This window comes from Paraglaciecola sp. (assembly GCF_039964565.1).
Lineage (GTDB): Bacteria > Pseudomonadota > Gammaproteobacteria > Enterobacterales > Alteromonadaceae > Paraglaciecola.
This window is the reverse complement of the sequence record NZ_JBDVXF010000011.1, coordinates 107,557-121,573: the sequence shown is the minus strand read 5'-3', so window position 1 is coordinate 121,573 and position 14,017 is coordinate 107,557. Positions and strand designations below refer to the sequence as shown.

Sequence of the window (14,017 nt, the reverse complement as noted above, 5' to 3'; positions counted from 1 at the left end):
TATTCAATTAATCTGAGTTACCACAGCTATCTTTGCTTATTGTTGGCATTAAAACAATGTCTAAGAATCGAGTGCCTCACACAAATGTTTTTTAAGTAGCACTTGTTCGTTATGAGTGAGAGGTTGGTCTTGCTCATTGCTAATAATAAATAAATCTTCGGCGCGCTCCCCAATGGTGGATATTTTCGCTTGGTGCAATTTGAAATTATGGGCAATAAATTGTTCACTGATATTCGCAAGTAGCCCCGGAGCATCTAATGCTTCGAGTTCAACCAAGGTCACATTGGTTTGGCTTGAGTAAAACCTAACCTTGGTTTTGACATCCAACTGCTTCATTTGTCGCGACATTTTGCGCTTGTTGACATGCTCTTCACCGGGCTTATTTAACTGAGTTTCAACTGCTTCTTTCAAACTATTTAAACGTGATACTGAGGTGATCCTATCACCGTTATGTTCAAAAATAATAAAACTATCAAACATATAACCATCATGGGTACGCATAATTTGCGCATCGTGGATGGAGCAGTTTCGACTGTCTAATACTGAGGCTATTTGCGCGAACATCATGGGTTTATCTTTGCCGTACACTATTAGCTCAGCGCCTGACTTAGAGGTGTTTGCGCTTGTGCCAACAAGTAAAAAGTCATCAGTCATAGGGTGGGCAGCCAAAATAACATTGGCGTGCCACGCTATTTGTGCGGGTTTAAAACGAGTAAAATAATCGTCGCTGAGGCGTTGCCAAAATTGCGATATTTGGGACTCGTTCATGCCGTTTTCAAGCATTGCTGTCATGGCTTTGGTTTGGTGTTCACTAATCCTATCTTGCAACGCAACTTTGCACTCTAAGCCATTATCTAACGCTTTTTGGGTCAGTAAATATAACTCACGTAATAGTGTAGATTTCCAATCATTCCATAGATTGTCATTGGTTGCCCTGATATCGGCTAGCGTCAGCACGTAAAGGTGATTCAAATTATTGTGAGTACGAACAGATTGTGCAAACTCGTTGATGACAGCCGGATCGTAGATATCTCGTCTTTGGGCAATAACAGACATTAACAGGTGACTTTCTACTAACCATCTAATCAGTTCAGTCTCTTGAGTATTGAGACCGTGGCGTTCGCAGAATTCTTTTACATCGATCGCTCCTAATTCGGAATGATCTCCGTTTCTTCCTTTACCAATATCATGAAAAATAGCGGCTATGTACAGTAGCTCTGGCTTATCTAGGTTTTTTACAATATTTCCACAGCGGGGAAATTCTTTATTTTCCGGTTGTGAATATTGATGGATATTTTTTACTAGTCTATGGGTATGCTCGTCGACCGTATAGGCATGAAATAAGTCAAATTGCATCATGCCTACTATGTGATCCCATTGCGGAATGTAAGCCTGCAAAACACCGTGTTTATGCATAATGTCCCACCCGAGAGAAAAAAAGTTAGGGTGTTTCATCAACAACAAAAATAACTCTCGGCACTCCTCTCGTTCCACATAATATTGTTTTCGAAATGCCCTTCGTGCAATACGCAATTGACGTAAACAACTCGAGTGTAAATCTTGAATATCAGGAGTGTCAGCCAATAATAGTAGAAACTTCAAAATCGCTTCTGGCGATGTAAAAACGTTGTCGTGAGTAGGAGCAATATAACCGTCAAGCAATTCAAAGTCGGCGTTGATCTTGATTTGTTGTTTAACATTGAGGCTCAACACGTCTTGACTAAAACGTTGCATTAACATCTTATTCAGTTCACTGATCCGTCGAACCGTTCTAAAAAAGATCTTCATCATTTTTTCAACGGATTTTTTCCCGTCGTCGCCATAACCTAATCGTGTCGCCACATCAGCTTGGTAATCAAAAAGCAAACGATTTTCACTGCGCCCTGCGACTATATGCAGCGCAAATCTAATTCTCCATAGAATCTCTCGACATTCTATTAATTCATCAAATTCTTGCTGATTAAAATAACCATGTTCAAGCAAATCTTTGCCATCAGTCGCATTAAAGTGTTTTTTTGCTACCCAACCAATAGATTGGATATCTCGCAGACATCCTGGACTTTCTTTTACATTAGGTTCTAAGTTGTATGAGGTGTCTTTAAATTTTGCGTGGCGTGCTTTTTGTTCGTGATCTTTTGCCACAAAAAAATCTTTACTGCTCCAATATCCCCGACCGTTTAGTTTTTGTTGTAAATCATCGAACGTTGTTTGACAGCCGTTTAATATCCGCGCTTCCACCAAATTTGTTGCGATCGAGACGTCTTGTTTCGCAAGTTGGAAGGTTTCTTTTATGGTACGTACAGATTGACCCACATCTAAACCAATGTCCCATAACAGAGTGATAAATCGGCTTATGTGTTCTTGTTGTTTGCTAGATAGAGATTTTTTGCTTAGTAATAATAAATCAATATCTGAATAGGGTTGAAGTTGGCCTCTTCCGTATCCACCCACTGCGACTAAGGCTAAATTTTTCTCTTTATGCAGCTCCATCAATTGCCAAATGTGTCTGAGTAAAGTGTCAACTAATGTGGCTCTCCCTAAAACCAAACCTGTTACTTCACCAGAGCCTAATTCGCTATCAAGCCACTCATAGCTATTCGAAACTATTGTTTTAAAGGCGGTAATATTATCTGTGCTGTTAATTAGTTTTATTTGGCTAAGTAGGCTTTGTAAAGACAATATAAATACCCTTTATGCGTGGATGGTTGATCTATAGACACAAATTACGTGAATATTGGATTATGACAAATAACTATTTGCCGTCAGCAATAATTATTTATCATAAGGTTTGAATGTACTAACTCAGATTAACCACTGAAATTAGTGGTTAATGATACGGTCTATCTCTTCGTCATCTCGTAAAGTTAATATTTCAACGCCGTTGGCGGTGACCAATAATGTATGTTCCCATTGGGCACTCAGACTGCGGTCTTTGGTTACAACAGTCCATTTGTCTGGCAACACTTTTGAGAACCGTTTACCGGCATTAATCATAGGTTCAATGGTAAAACACATACCTTCTTCAAGTGTTTCGCCTGTATTAGGCTTACCATAATGCACTACTTGCGGTTCTTCATGGAAGTTAGCGCCTATACCATGGCCACAATATTCACGAACAATTGAATAATTATGGCCTTCCGCATATTCCTGAATGGCATGACCGATGTCGCCCAAACGCACGCCGGGTTTGACCATTTTTATGCCTTTATACAACGACTCTTGAGTCACCCTTATTAGTCGCTCAGTCAGAATTGACGGTTTGCCTACCACAAACATTTTAGATGTATCACCGTGATAGCCATCTTTAATGACAGTGACATCAATATTCACTGAGTCACCATCTTTAAGTTGTTTATCGGAAGGAATGCCATGACAAATAACATGGTTTACTGAGGTACAAATGGATTTAGGAAAAGGAGGATTGCCGTAATTAAGAGGGGCAGGGATGCAATTTTGTACATCGACAATATAATCGTGACAAATTTGGTTCAGTTCGTTGGTAGTGACACCTTTTTTGACATGTTCACCGATCATTTGCAATACATCCGCTGCAAGACGACCAGCGATGCGCATTTTTTCAATTTCAGAGGCTGTTTTAATAGTGGCTGACAAGGTTATTTCCTAAATTTCAGTACGATTTATCAATTCCACTCATTGTATCTTTTCAGTTCAATTCTCGCTAGGGCTGAATAAATATCCGCTGCGAATTCTATGCTGTTTTGTTTTAGATATAGCCTGTAGTTCTTACTCAAGGTGTGCATTTTTTTCTTAGTCAATCGATGCCCAAAATTGTTCCTTTATAGCTTTTCTAATAAATAACCATAAAAAACAAATGGTTACCTTGTTGGCATGATGTTGGCTTTTACCAAAGCAGACAATTAACCAATTGGAGTACTTATGGAAATCTTTCAAGCTTTAAGAAAAGATCACGAAAAACAGCGATTACTAATGAAAATTTTAGTCGAAACATCAGGTGATACTGAAACACGAAGAGCATACTTTTCTGAATTAAAAGAGCAGCTCAGCCAACATGCTGTAGCTGAAGAAAGGCACTTTTACTCACCATTAATGGAATCTGACAAAACCATCGAGGATTCAAGACACGGCATAGCCGAACATCACGAAATTGATGAACTAGTAGAAAAATTAGATGAAACCGATATGAGCTCATCGGCATGGTTGCATCATATGAAATCCTTGCAAGACCTTGTGTTACATCATTTGGATGAAGAAGAGTCTGAGTTTTTCCAACATGCAAATAAGGTGTTGAGTCACAAACAAAAAGACCAGTTAGCGGACCAATATGAAAAAGAGATGCAGCAAGGGTAATTAACCTATTTAAGTGATGGCCAACCACGATTCAATGCCTCTGTGAGTTCATTGCAGCTGACAGGTGTATTGCCGCTTAGTCACCAAGAATAAGGATAATAACCCTTTAAAAATCAAAAATACGGAGAAACCAATATGCAAAATACAAAATTAGGAGCAGGAGAAAGTTTTCCACAAATTAACGTCAAAACTGCGGATGGGCGCGCAGTACCTTTATTTGACGGACAAGCTCAAGTAGCCACAGGTCGATGGACACTGATTGTGGTCTACAGAGGCCAACATTGTCCCATTTGTTTAAAATATCTTAACGAGTTAGCCATGCTTTCTGGTCGTTTTGAAGCACTCAATGTTGATATTGTTGCCGTTTCAGCGGATAACAAAAAACAATTAGAACAATTTAAAATTAATGGATTAGAGGTGGGCTTTCCTGTCCTACTCGAATTGCAAACTGAAGACATGAAAAAACTAGGGTTATATATATCAGATCCTACCAGCGATTCGGAAACCGACCATGTGTTTGCGGAACCAGGATTATTTTTAATTAATCCAAAAGGTCAAACGGCTATGTTGGAAATTTCAAATGCCCCCTTTATACGTCCCAATATCGACCAATTTGTTACTGGGTTAGAGTACGCGATGGAGAATAATTATCCTATCCGTGGTACTCATAGGTATTGATGTTCAGCGGTGAGACGTGAGTCTTACCGCTATTTTTCGGCTCGCATAGTTAAAGTATGGAAAAGGCCTATGACCAGCGCGCCTGTCATGATTAATATTACATCGTCACTTATCCATGGCTGCAATAATGCGTAAATGCCTCCTAATGCGAGCAAAACATATCCCACCACTGTATTAGCTGAGGCCACGTAACTTGTTCGTTTATGTCCTTGGGCAATGTCTAACATATAGGTTTTACGACCCGTCCTTATGCCTGCGTAGCCAAGATTCAACAGAAAAAACAACGCTATATTTAGCTTCCAATTATTGCTATCAGTGAAAATATAGAAACTGACAGATGCCAAAACACAGACTAAGGTGGCGATGAATAATGTCTTGATCGCATTCTTGTCTGCCAACTTCCCCAACAAATAAGAACTTAAAAAGGATGCAAAGGCACTGGCAATAATAAAATAGGGTAATTGAAAACTGTCACTATTGGTGGCTGCACCACTGACAAAAAATGGCGCTATCAGTGCCCCATGTAATAATAAACAACGACTAATAATGAGGTTTCTTAAGTCAGCTTGTTCATAAAGCGTTTTCCAGAGCCCATATTGGTTATCTATACCTTCATCATCGCTGCTTAACTGTGCTCTGAGACTACGGGAAAACAGCAAACTAAATATCATTAACGCTATTGCAAGAGCAACGAGGAGTATAATTGTAGCGCTACTTTGTTGTTCGGGTGCCATGATCATCAATACCGCGGTTAACAATGATAACAGTCCGGAAATAGATGAGGCGATACCCACTAGCTTACCTCTTTGGCCTTTTTTTACGTTTATCCCCTGAATATCTTTCATGCTTAAAGACGCTAACGATCGACCTAAACTTAGAACTAACAAAGCGCTGAGAATTAATAACCCAGCGATAAGCTGCTTGCTAAATATAGACACTAATAAAATACCGCCAATAGCAGCGGCCTGAATGACAATACCCCAGCGCCACAGAGAAACGCGGTTTTGCACATTTTGGGTTTGGCGCTTAATCGTCCATTGAGGTATCAAAGATCCAGACTCACGTATGGGCACTAATAATGAAATAATCCAAATAGGCGCACCTAAGCTAGTCAGTAACCAAGGTAAAGTGGTTTTAGCCGAAATAAGTAAGTCGGCGAGTTTTGTAAAAGTTGCGATGGCAATCAGTTGAAAAAATGTTTTGTCTTGCTGATCGTTCAAAATGACGTCCAATTTGTTGATTTTTACCATAAATTCCCCCGCTCCACTTGAACAGAGCTTAGCCTCATGCTATAAAGCGCACCGCTGAAATTAATGAAGGTGGAAACCTTTTTTAATTATCGCGAAGAGGCTAACTAGATTAGCGTAAATATCACACATACATCGACACATTTTTCGGGGTGTCTGCGTAGTGTTTCTTATTCTGAAATTACTAAGTGGATCGAAAACTGGGATGTATGGAGGCCTAACCCCATATTGAGGAATCTTTATAATGGCAAATGTATCTATGCGCGACATGCTTCAGGCAGGCGTACACTTTGGACACCAAACTCGTTACTGGAATCCAAAAATGAAACCTTTCATTTTTGGCGCACGTAACAAAGTTCATATCATCAATCTTGAAAAAACTGTTCCTATGTTTAACGAAGCTCTTAACTTTGTTGGTAGCGTTGCTGCTAAGAAAGGTAAAATCCTTTTCGTTGGAACTAAGCGCGCAGCAAGTGATGCAGTGAAAGAAGCCGCAGACAAATGCGACCAATTCTATGTTAATAAACGCTGGTTGGGCGGAATGTTAACAAACTGGAAAACTGTTCGTCAGTCAATCAAACGTTTAAAAGAACTTGAGCAACAAAGCCAAGACGGTACGTTCGAAAAATTGACTAAAAAAGAAGTACTAATGTTAACTCGTGAAATGACTAAGCTTGAAACTAGCTTAGGTGGTATTAAAAACATGGGTGGTTTACCAGACGTGTTGTTTGTTGTTGATGCTGACCACGAACATATTGCTATCACTGAAGCGGGCAACTTAGGTATTCCAGTTGTGTCAATTGTTGATACTAACTCTAACCCAGATGGTGTTGATTATATCGTACCTGGTAACGATGATGCGATTCGTGCGGTTCAATTATATTTGAACTCAGCTGCAAACGCAGTGATTGAAGGTCGTGATCAAAATCTTGAAGCGCAAGCTGAAAAAGGTGAGTTCGTAGAAGCTGCTGAGTAATTAACTTAGCGTTGAGCGACATTTTAGATAACAAAATTTTTGTTATCTAACACGAATTAATTTAACAGGGGCTAGCGCCCCTGTTTTTAAATGTATAATTTCAAATAATTTGATCAAATTATTTTGACGAGGAAACGAAAATGGCAGTGACTGCAGCCCTAGTTAAAGAATTGCGTGAGCGTACAGCCGCCGGTATGCTTGATTGTAAAAAAGCCTTAGTTGAAACTGATGGTGACATTGAGCTAGCAATTGAAAATATGCGTAAAAATGGTCAAGCGAAAGCCGCTAAAAAGGCTGGTCGTATTGCCGCTGAAGGTGTGATTTTGACTAAAGTTGCTAACGGTGTTGCAACTATGATGGAAGTGAACAGCGAAACTGACTTTGTTGCTCGCGACGATGGCTTTATCAAGTTTGGTCAGCAGTTAATTGAAGTCGCTTCTGCGAACAAAATTAACGATATGGACACATTAAATAACACTGAAGTTGACGGTGTTAAGATCAGTGACATGCGTGACACCTTAGTTGCTAAAATCGGTGAAAACATCAGCCCACGTCGTGTAATCTCGGTTGAAGGTGATAACCTTGGCGCATATGTTCATGGCGCACGTATCGGTGTTATTGCGATTTTACAAGGTGGTGATGAAGAATTGGCAAAAGATATCGCTATGCACATTGCCGCTTCAAGCCCACAGTTTGTGAAGCCTGAAGATGTACCTGCAGAAGTGGTTGCTAAAGAAAAAGAAATTCAGCTAGATATTGCAATTCAGTCTGGTAAACCAGCTGAAATCGCTGAAAAAATGGTTTCTGGCCGTATGAAAAAATTCACTGGCGAAGTCAGCTTGACTGGTCAGCCTTTTGTGAAAGATCCTTCTATGCTAGTTGCTGACTTGCTTAAATCTAAAGATGCCGATGTGATTAACTTCGTACGTTTTGAAGTTGGTGAAGGTATCGAGAAAAAAGAAGAAGATTTTGCAGCTGAAGTTGCCGCTCAAATGGCAGCTGCTAAAAAATAAAAATGCCTTTTAATGATGTTTGGGTATAATACTGGCACCTCAAAATGAGGTGCTTTTTTTTATATGCCTATGTTGTTTTGAATCTACGACTTTGAGACAACAAAGACATATATAAAATAGGCTAATTGGCCTTTTATCGTCGCCGCCTTTTATCACCTTAAGGAACTATCAATCTATGAGTATCGCACCTAAGTCCGCTTATCGAAGAATTCTATTAAAGTTAAGCGGTGAAGCATTAATGGGAGACGAAGGTTTTGGCATCGACCCTAAAGTGTTAGAACGTATGGCTCAAGAAATTAAAGAGCTCGTTGAGTTGGGTGTTGAGGTCGGTCTGGTTATTGGTGGTGGTAACCTTTTTCGAGGAGAAGGTTTGGCCAAAGCGGGCATGAATCGTGTAGTCGGAGATCACATGGGGATGCTGGCCACTGTTATGAATGGTTTGGCTATGCGTGATGCTTTGCACCGTGCTTTTGTCAATGCCCGCCTTATGTCTGCTATTCCTCTCAATGGTGTTTGTGACGCTTACAACTGGGCAGAGGCGATTAGTTTACTCAAATCAGGTCGAGTGGTGATTTTTTCTGCGGGTACAGGTAATCCATTTTTTACTACTGACTCTGCTGCTTGCCTACGAGGCATAGAAATCGAAGCCGATGCGGTATTGAAGGGCACCAAAGTTGATGGTGTTTACGATGATGATCCAGCGAAAAATCCGGAAGCCAAATTATTCAAAACCTTGACCTATGACGAAGTCTTAGATAAAGAACTAAAAGTGATGGATTTAGCTGCCTTCACCCTAGCTCGTGACCATAATGTGCCAATTCGCGTTTTTAACATGAATACACCTGGGTGTATGAAGGCTGTTGTGATGGGCGAAGATGTCGGCACGTTAATCTGCCACACTGAAGAAATAAAGCAATAATAGGAAAACTACTGTGATTGACGAAATTAATGATGACGCGCGTCAGCGTATGGAAAAAAGTATCAGTGTATTAAAGGGCCAGCTTTCAAAAATTCGTACTGGTCGGGCACATCCTAGTTTACTTGATAGCATAGTGGTACCTTATTATGGTACTGATACTCCACTTAAGCAGTTAGCTAATATTATTGCAGAAGACTCTCGTACCTTGGCTTTAACTGTGTTTGATAAAAGTTCTGCTAAGGCAGTTGAAAAAGCCATAATGCAGTCGGATTTGGGGCTTAACCCTATGAGTGCCGGTAACGTTATGCGAATTCCTATGCCAGCCTTGACTGAAGATCGCCGTAAAGATCTGATTCGAGTGGTTCGTGCTGAAGCTGAGCAAGGAAAAGTGGCGATTCGTAATATTCGTAGAGACGCGAATAGCGATATTAAAGAGTTACTGAAAGAAAAAGAAATCAGTGAAGACGATAGCCGTCGTGGTGAAGACGACGTACAGAAATTAACCGATGCTTTTGTCAAAGAAGTAGACGAAATTTTGGTAGCGAAAGAAAAAGACTTAATGGAAGTGTGATTGAGTTATATCTGATAAATGAATGCTTCTGAACAATTAGTCGAAAAAAACATCCCACAGCATGTTGCTATCATTATGGATGGCAACGGGCGCTGGGCTAAGAAAAAAGGCAAAATTCGTACTTTTGGACATCAATCCGCAGTCAAAGCTGTAAGAGCCTCGGTATCCTATGCATTAAAAAACGGGGTGCAAGTCCTAACACTTTTTGCTTTTAGTAGCGAAAACTGGAACCGACCAGCTGACGAAGTCGGGGTACTCATGGATCTGTTTAACATGGTACTTGGCAGCGAAGTTAAAAAACTGCATAAAAACAAGGTCAGGCTGAAAATCATAGGTGATACCAGTCGATTTGACAGTAAATTAGCGGATAAGATACATCAAGCCGAAGCTTTGACTGAAAATAACGACAGTTTGGTTTTGAACATTGCCGCTAACTATGGTGGCCGTTGGGATATAGTTAACGCAACTAAAGCGCTCTTAGAGAAAGTGCAAGCTGGGGAACTGGCTATAGCAGATATAAACGAAGAGTCATTTACTAGCGAAACTAGTACTGCCGGCTTACCCCCAGTCGATTTAATGATCCGCACCGGCGGGGAGCAAAGGATTAGTAACTTTTTATTGTGGCAAATTGCCTATGCAGAATTATTTTTTTCTGACACTTTTTGGCCCGATTTTAACGAAGACTGTTTCCAAACCGCAGTGGACGCCTTTGCCGATAGGCAAAGACGTTTCGGAAAAACTTCCGAGCAGGTAACCTAATGATATACCTAGTCAACAAAAACAAATATAAGGGGCTAGTGTGTTAAAACAGCGAATTATTACGGCGCTTATTCTTGCTCCTCTAGCATTATTTGCCATTTTATATTTACCACTATTTAGTTTTGAAATCATGATTGCGCTAGTCATGGGGCTAGGTGCTTGGGAATGGTCAAGCATGTCTGGAATGACACGCACTTTTACCAAGAGTGCTTATGCTGCTCTGGTAGTCGTCATATGTATGATCTTGTCTTTTTTGTTACCAACGGATTTGATCTGGTATCAAGGACAATTGAATAGTCTATACACCTATATTCTCTCGGTAGCAGCGATTTGGTGGGTTGTATCATTGGCAATGATTATTGCTTACCCAAGTTACACTTCGGTTTGGTACACCAGTAAAATACTTCGCGGCATATTTGGTTTTTTAACCCTTATTCCTACTTGGGTGGCAGTAGTGTCGCTGCGAACAAGTTTATACGACGTAGACCCCTATTACGGTGCATCCCTTATTTTTTATGTGCTGGGCATTGTCTGGGCCGCCGATATCGGGGCATTTTTTGTCGGGGTTAAGTTTGGAAAACACAAGTTACGCCCAGAAGTTTCGCCGGGTAAAACTTTTGAAGGACTGATGGGAGGAGTTTTTGCCTCTTCCGCAATTATTGCTTTTGCTGCCTTGCACTATCAAGTGGACCCGTCACGAATTTGGTTGCATATATTAGTAGGAGCCTTAACTGTAGGTGTCTCTGCGCTAGGAGATCTAAACGAAAGTATGTTTAAACGCTGCGCAGGTATCAAAGATAGCGGAACCTTACTGCCAGGCCATGGTGGTATTATGGATAGAATTGACAGTTTGACTGCCGCTTTCCCCGTTTTTGCATTCTGTTATGTCATGTGGATGGCGTAATGCAAAAAGTGCAAAAAGTGCAAAAAGTGCAAAAAATTAGCATTCTAGGCGCTACCGGTTCTATTGGTAAGAGTACAATTGATGTCATCACTCGACATCCCGAGCGCTTTAGTGTTTTTGCGCTAACCGCTAACAGCAACATTGAATTACTACTGCAACAATCCTTAATCTGTTCCCCTGAATATGTGGTCATAGCTGATTCGCAACAATTTCTGCATGCCAAAAAGTTATTCGCCGAGCAAAAACTCAGCTGTGAGGTGTTAGCGGGCCACGAGGCATTGCTACAAGTCGCTAGTGCAGAAGACGTTGACATTGTGATGGCTGCTATAGTGGGTGGCGCAGGATTATTACCCACATTGGCCGCTGTAAAAGCGGGTAAAAAAGTATTACTAGCCAATAAAGAATCCTTAGTGATGTCTGGTGAACTGTTTATCCAAGCAGCCAATCAACATCATGCTCAGTTATTACCAATAGACAGTGAGCATAATGCTATTTTTCAATGTCTTCCCAATGATTTTAAATATGGGGAGCTATGTTCTTCAGGTATTAGTAAGATTCTTCTGACAGGGTCAGGCGGGCCGTTTTTAAATAAACCACTAAGTGAACTGCATCACGTCACACCAGACCAAGCATGTGCTCACCCTAATTGGGATATGGGACGCAAGATATCGGTAGATTCGGCAACTATGATGAATAAAGGTTTAGAATTTATTGAGGCCAGATGGTTATTTGGACTCAAGGCGTCTGACATTGATGTTGTGTTGCATCCACAAAGTATCATCCATTCTATGGTCCAATACCTGGATGGGTCTGTTTTGGCGCAAATGGGTAACCCTGATATGCGTACTCCTATTGCTCATGCTCTAGCCTATCCACAAAGAATTGAATCTGGTGTTGCTGCGTTAGATTTTATGCAATTGGCTGACTTTAGTTTTAGTCAGCCAGACACTGCTCGATACCCTAACTTGGATCTAGCGATGCAAGCGAGTAACGCTGGCCAATATGCGACCACCACCCTTAATGCCGCAAATGAAGTGGCAGTGGACGCATTTTTAAGTGGGCAACTGGGGTTTATGCAAATAGCGCAGGTGAATGAAGAATGTTTGCAACAAACATCGAATCATCACTTAGGCAGTATTGAAGCGGTTCTTGAATGTGATCGACGAGCTCGCAGTTTGACTACAAATATTATTGATAGTCTTCGTCTAAGTAATACTCGGAAGGTTGGCTCGTGAGTTTTTTGATTAGTGCAGTTTCTTTTATTGTTGCTTTAGGTATTTTAGTTGCAGTGCACGAATGGGGGCATTTTTGGGTTGCTCGCAGGTGTGGTGTCAAGGTCGAACGTTTTTCTATTGGCTTTGGTAAGGCATTATGGCGCAGGACTGACAAGTTAGGTACCGAATATGTCATAGCCGCTATTCCACTAGGAGGTTATGTAAAAATGCTCGATGAAAGGGTAGATGAAGTCTCAGAACAAGATTTACCTTATGCTTTTAATCGCCAGCATGTGTTAAAACGTATTGCAATTATTGCAGCGGGCCCTGGAGTGAATTTTCTTTTCGCTATTTTTGCGCTGTTTGTTATGTATTTAATCGGATTACAGACGATTAAACCTGTAGTCGGAAATATCGAACCCGAAAGCATTTTTAGCCAAAGTCACATTTCATCAAACGCAACATTGACCCAGATTGGGGAAAGAAAAGTGGTTGATTGGGAAGATGTCGCTTATGAGTTTATGTCGTTTATCGGCCGTGATGAAATGTTAATTAAGTGGACCGACGAAAAAAGTAGCTATGAAAAAAGTGCCACAATTAATATCAGTCAATGGCAATTTGACCCAGATAAAACCTCTGTTTTTGAGAGTTTGGGACTCACTCCCTACCGCCCTAAGGTACTGACAGTCTTGGGAAGTGTAGAAAATGGCTCTGCTGCACAACAAATTGGATTACTACCAAATGACAAAATTGTCAGTCTAGATGGAACTAGTATGCAAAATTGGGAACAAATAGTGGGTTATGTTTCCTCTAGACCGAATCAACCCGTTGAGGTTGATGTGCTTAGAAATGGCCAGGTTGTCAATTTAAAAGGAACGATTGGCAGTAAAACTGAAGCTCAAAAGACTAAAGGATATATGGGATTTACTCCCACTTTGGAACCATGGCCAGAAGGCGTGGTGTTTGTGCATCAATATGGTTTAGGCAAAGCTTTAACCAAAGCAATGGACAAGACATGGCGTTTAATGACATTGAGTATCGAGATGCTTGGAAAACTGATTACTGGAGATGTATCAGTCAAAAATTTAAGTGGTCCGATTGCCATTGCTCAAGGAGCAGGGTCTAGCGCAAGTTTAGGGTTAGTGTATTTTTTAGGCTTTTTAGCATTAATTAGTGTTAATTTGGGCATAATTAACCTTTTACCTCTGCCAGTACTTGATGGTGGGCACTTACTCTATTATTTTATAGAGCTTTTAAGTGGACGGCCTGTGCCAGAATCAGTCCAAGAAGTAGGGTTTAAAATTGGTGGCGTTTTGCTGCTGCTATTAATGAGCATCGCGATAGTAAATGATATTGCGCGTTTATAATTTTTATCAGTCGATGTGACTATGCACACCACATATTTTG

Annotated in this window: 13 protein-coding genes; 10 read left to right on the top strand and 3 right to left on the bottom strand. The window is 40.7% G+C overall.

Features of this window, described 5'->3' with window-relative positions; translation table 11 throughout:
* Positions 1–60 precede the first annotated feature (60 nt).
* Positions 61–2,679 carry a [protein-PII] uridylyltransferase gene (gene glnD, locus ABJK37_RS06155; RefSeq protein WP_348351171.1) on the bottom strand — a complete coding sequence of 873 codons (2,619 nt, stop codon included), beginning with the start codon at positions 2,677–2,679 and terminating at the stop codon, positions 61–63.
* A gap of 141 nt (positions 2,680–2,820) precedes the next feature.
* Positions 2,821–3,612: a type I methionyl aminopeptidase gene (map, locus tag ABJK37_RS06150; protein WP_348351169.1), complete on the bottom strand. Its 792-nt coding sequence runs from the start codon at positions 3,610–3,612 to the stop codon at positions 2,821–2,823.
* 285 nt (positions 3,613–3,897) lie between these two features.
* Between map and ABJK37_RS06145 the strand changes: the two genes are divergently transcribed.
* Positions 3,898–4,329, top strand: a complete 432-nt coding sequence (locus tag ABJK37_RS06145) for a hemerythrin domain-containing protein (RefSeq protein ID WP_348351167.1) — start codon at positions 3,898–3,900, stop codon at positions 4,327–4,329.
* Between the two features lie 135 nt (positions 4,330–4,464).
* The gene (locus tag ABJK37_RS06140; RefSeq protein ID WP_348351166.1) at positions 4,465–5,007 is read left to right on the top strand and encodes a redoxin domain-containing protein; all 543 of its coding nucleotides are present in this window, start codon (positions 4,465–4,467) and stop codon (positions 5,005–5,007) included.
* 29 nt (positions 5,008–5,036) lie between these two features.
* Here ABJK37_RS06140 and ABJK37_RS06135 read toward each other — a convergent pair whose 3' ends face one another.
* Positions 5,037–6,257 (bottom strand): MFS transporter, encoded by a 1,221-nt coding sequence (locus tag ABJK37_RS06135; RefSeq protein WP_348351164.1) that lies wholly within the window; start codon positions 6,255–6,257, stop codon positions 5,037–5,039.
* A gap of 241 nt (positions 6,258–6,498) precedes the next feature.
* On the opposite strand from ABJK37_RS06135, the gene rpsB reads away from it, so the two are divergent.
* The 8 genes from rpsB (at position 6,499) to rseP (ending at position 13,977) form a co-directional block, all read left to right on the top strand.
* Positions 6,499–7,230: a 30S ribosomal protein S2 gene (gene rpsB / locus ABJK37_RS06130; RefSeq protein WP_348351162.1), complete on the top strand. Its 732-nt coding sequence runs from the start codon at positions 6,499–6,501 to the stop codon at positions 7,228–7,230.
* Positions 7,231–7,370: 140 nt separating this feature from the next.
* Positions 7,371–8,243 (top strand): translation elongation factor Ts, encoded by an 873-nt coding sequence (gene tsf / locus ABJK37_RS06125; protein ID WP_348351160.1) that lies wholly within the window; start codon positions 7,371–7,373, stop codon positions 8,241–8,243.
* Between the two features lie 175 nt (positions 8,244–8,418).
* Entirely contained in the window at positions 8,419–9,162 is a 744-nt protein-coding gene (gene pyrH, locus ABJK37_RS06120) for a UMP kinase (protein ID WP_348351158.1), read from the top strand.
* Between the two features lie 13 nt (positions 9,163–9,175).
* Positions 9,176–9,733 (top strand): ribosome recycling factor, encoded by a 558-nt coding sequence (gene frr, locus ABJK37_RS06115; protein ID WP_215932563.1) that lies wholly within the window; start codon positions 9,176–9,178, stop codon positions 9,731–9,733.
* Positions 9,734–9,751: 18 nt separating this feature from the next.
* Complete coding sequence (gene uppS / locus ABJK37_RS06110; RefSeq protein WP_348351156.1) at positions 9,752–10,492, top strand: polyprenyl diphosphate synthase; 741 nt, start codon at positions 9,752–9,754, stop codon at positions 10,490–10,492.
* A 40-nt stretch (positions 10,493–10,532) separates the two neighbouring features.
* A complete protein-coding gene (locus tag ABJK37_RS06105; RefSeq protein ID WP_348351154.1) occupies positions 10,533–11,396 on the top strand; it encodes a phosphatidate cytidylyltransferase in 864 nt (287 codons plus the stop codon).
* Between the two features lie 26 nt (positions 11,397–11,422).
* Complete coding sequence (gene ispC, locus ABJK37_RS06100) at positions 11,423–12,631, top strand: 1-deoxy-D-xylulose-5-phosphate reductoisomerase (RefSeq protein WP_348351263.1); 1,209 nt, start codon at positions 11,423–11,425, stop codon at positions 12,629–12,631.
* Positions 12,628–13,977: a sigma E protease regulator RseP gene (rseP, locus tag ABJK37_RS06095; RefSeq protein WP_348351152.1), complete on the top strand. Its 1,350-nt coding sequence runs from the start codon at positions 12,628–12,630 to the stop codon at positions 13,975–13,977. Before ispC ends, rseP begins: the two co-directional genes overlap by 4 nt.
* Positions 13,978–14,017 lie beyond the last annotated feature (40 nt).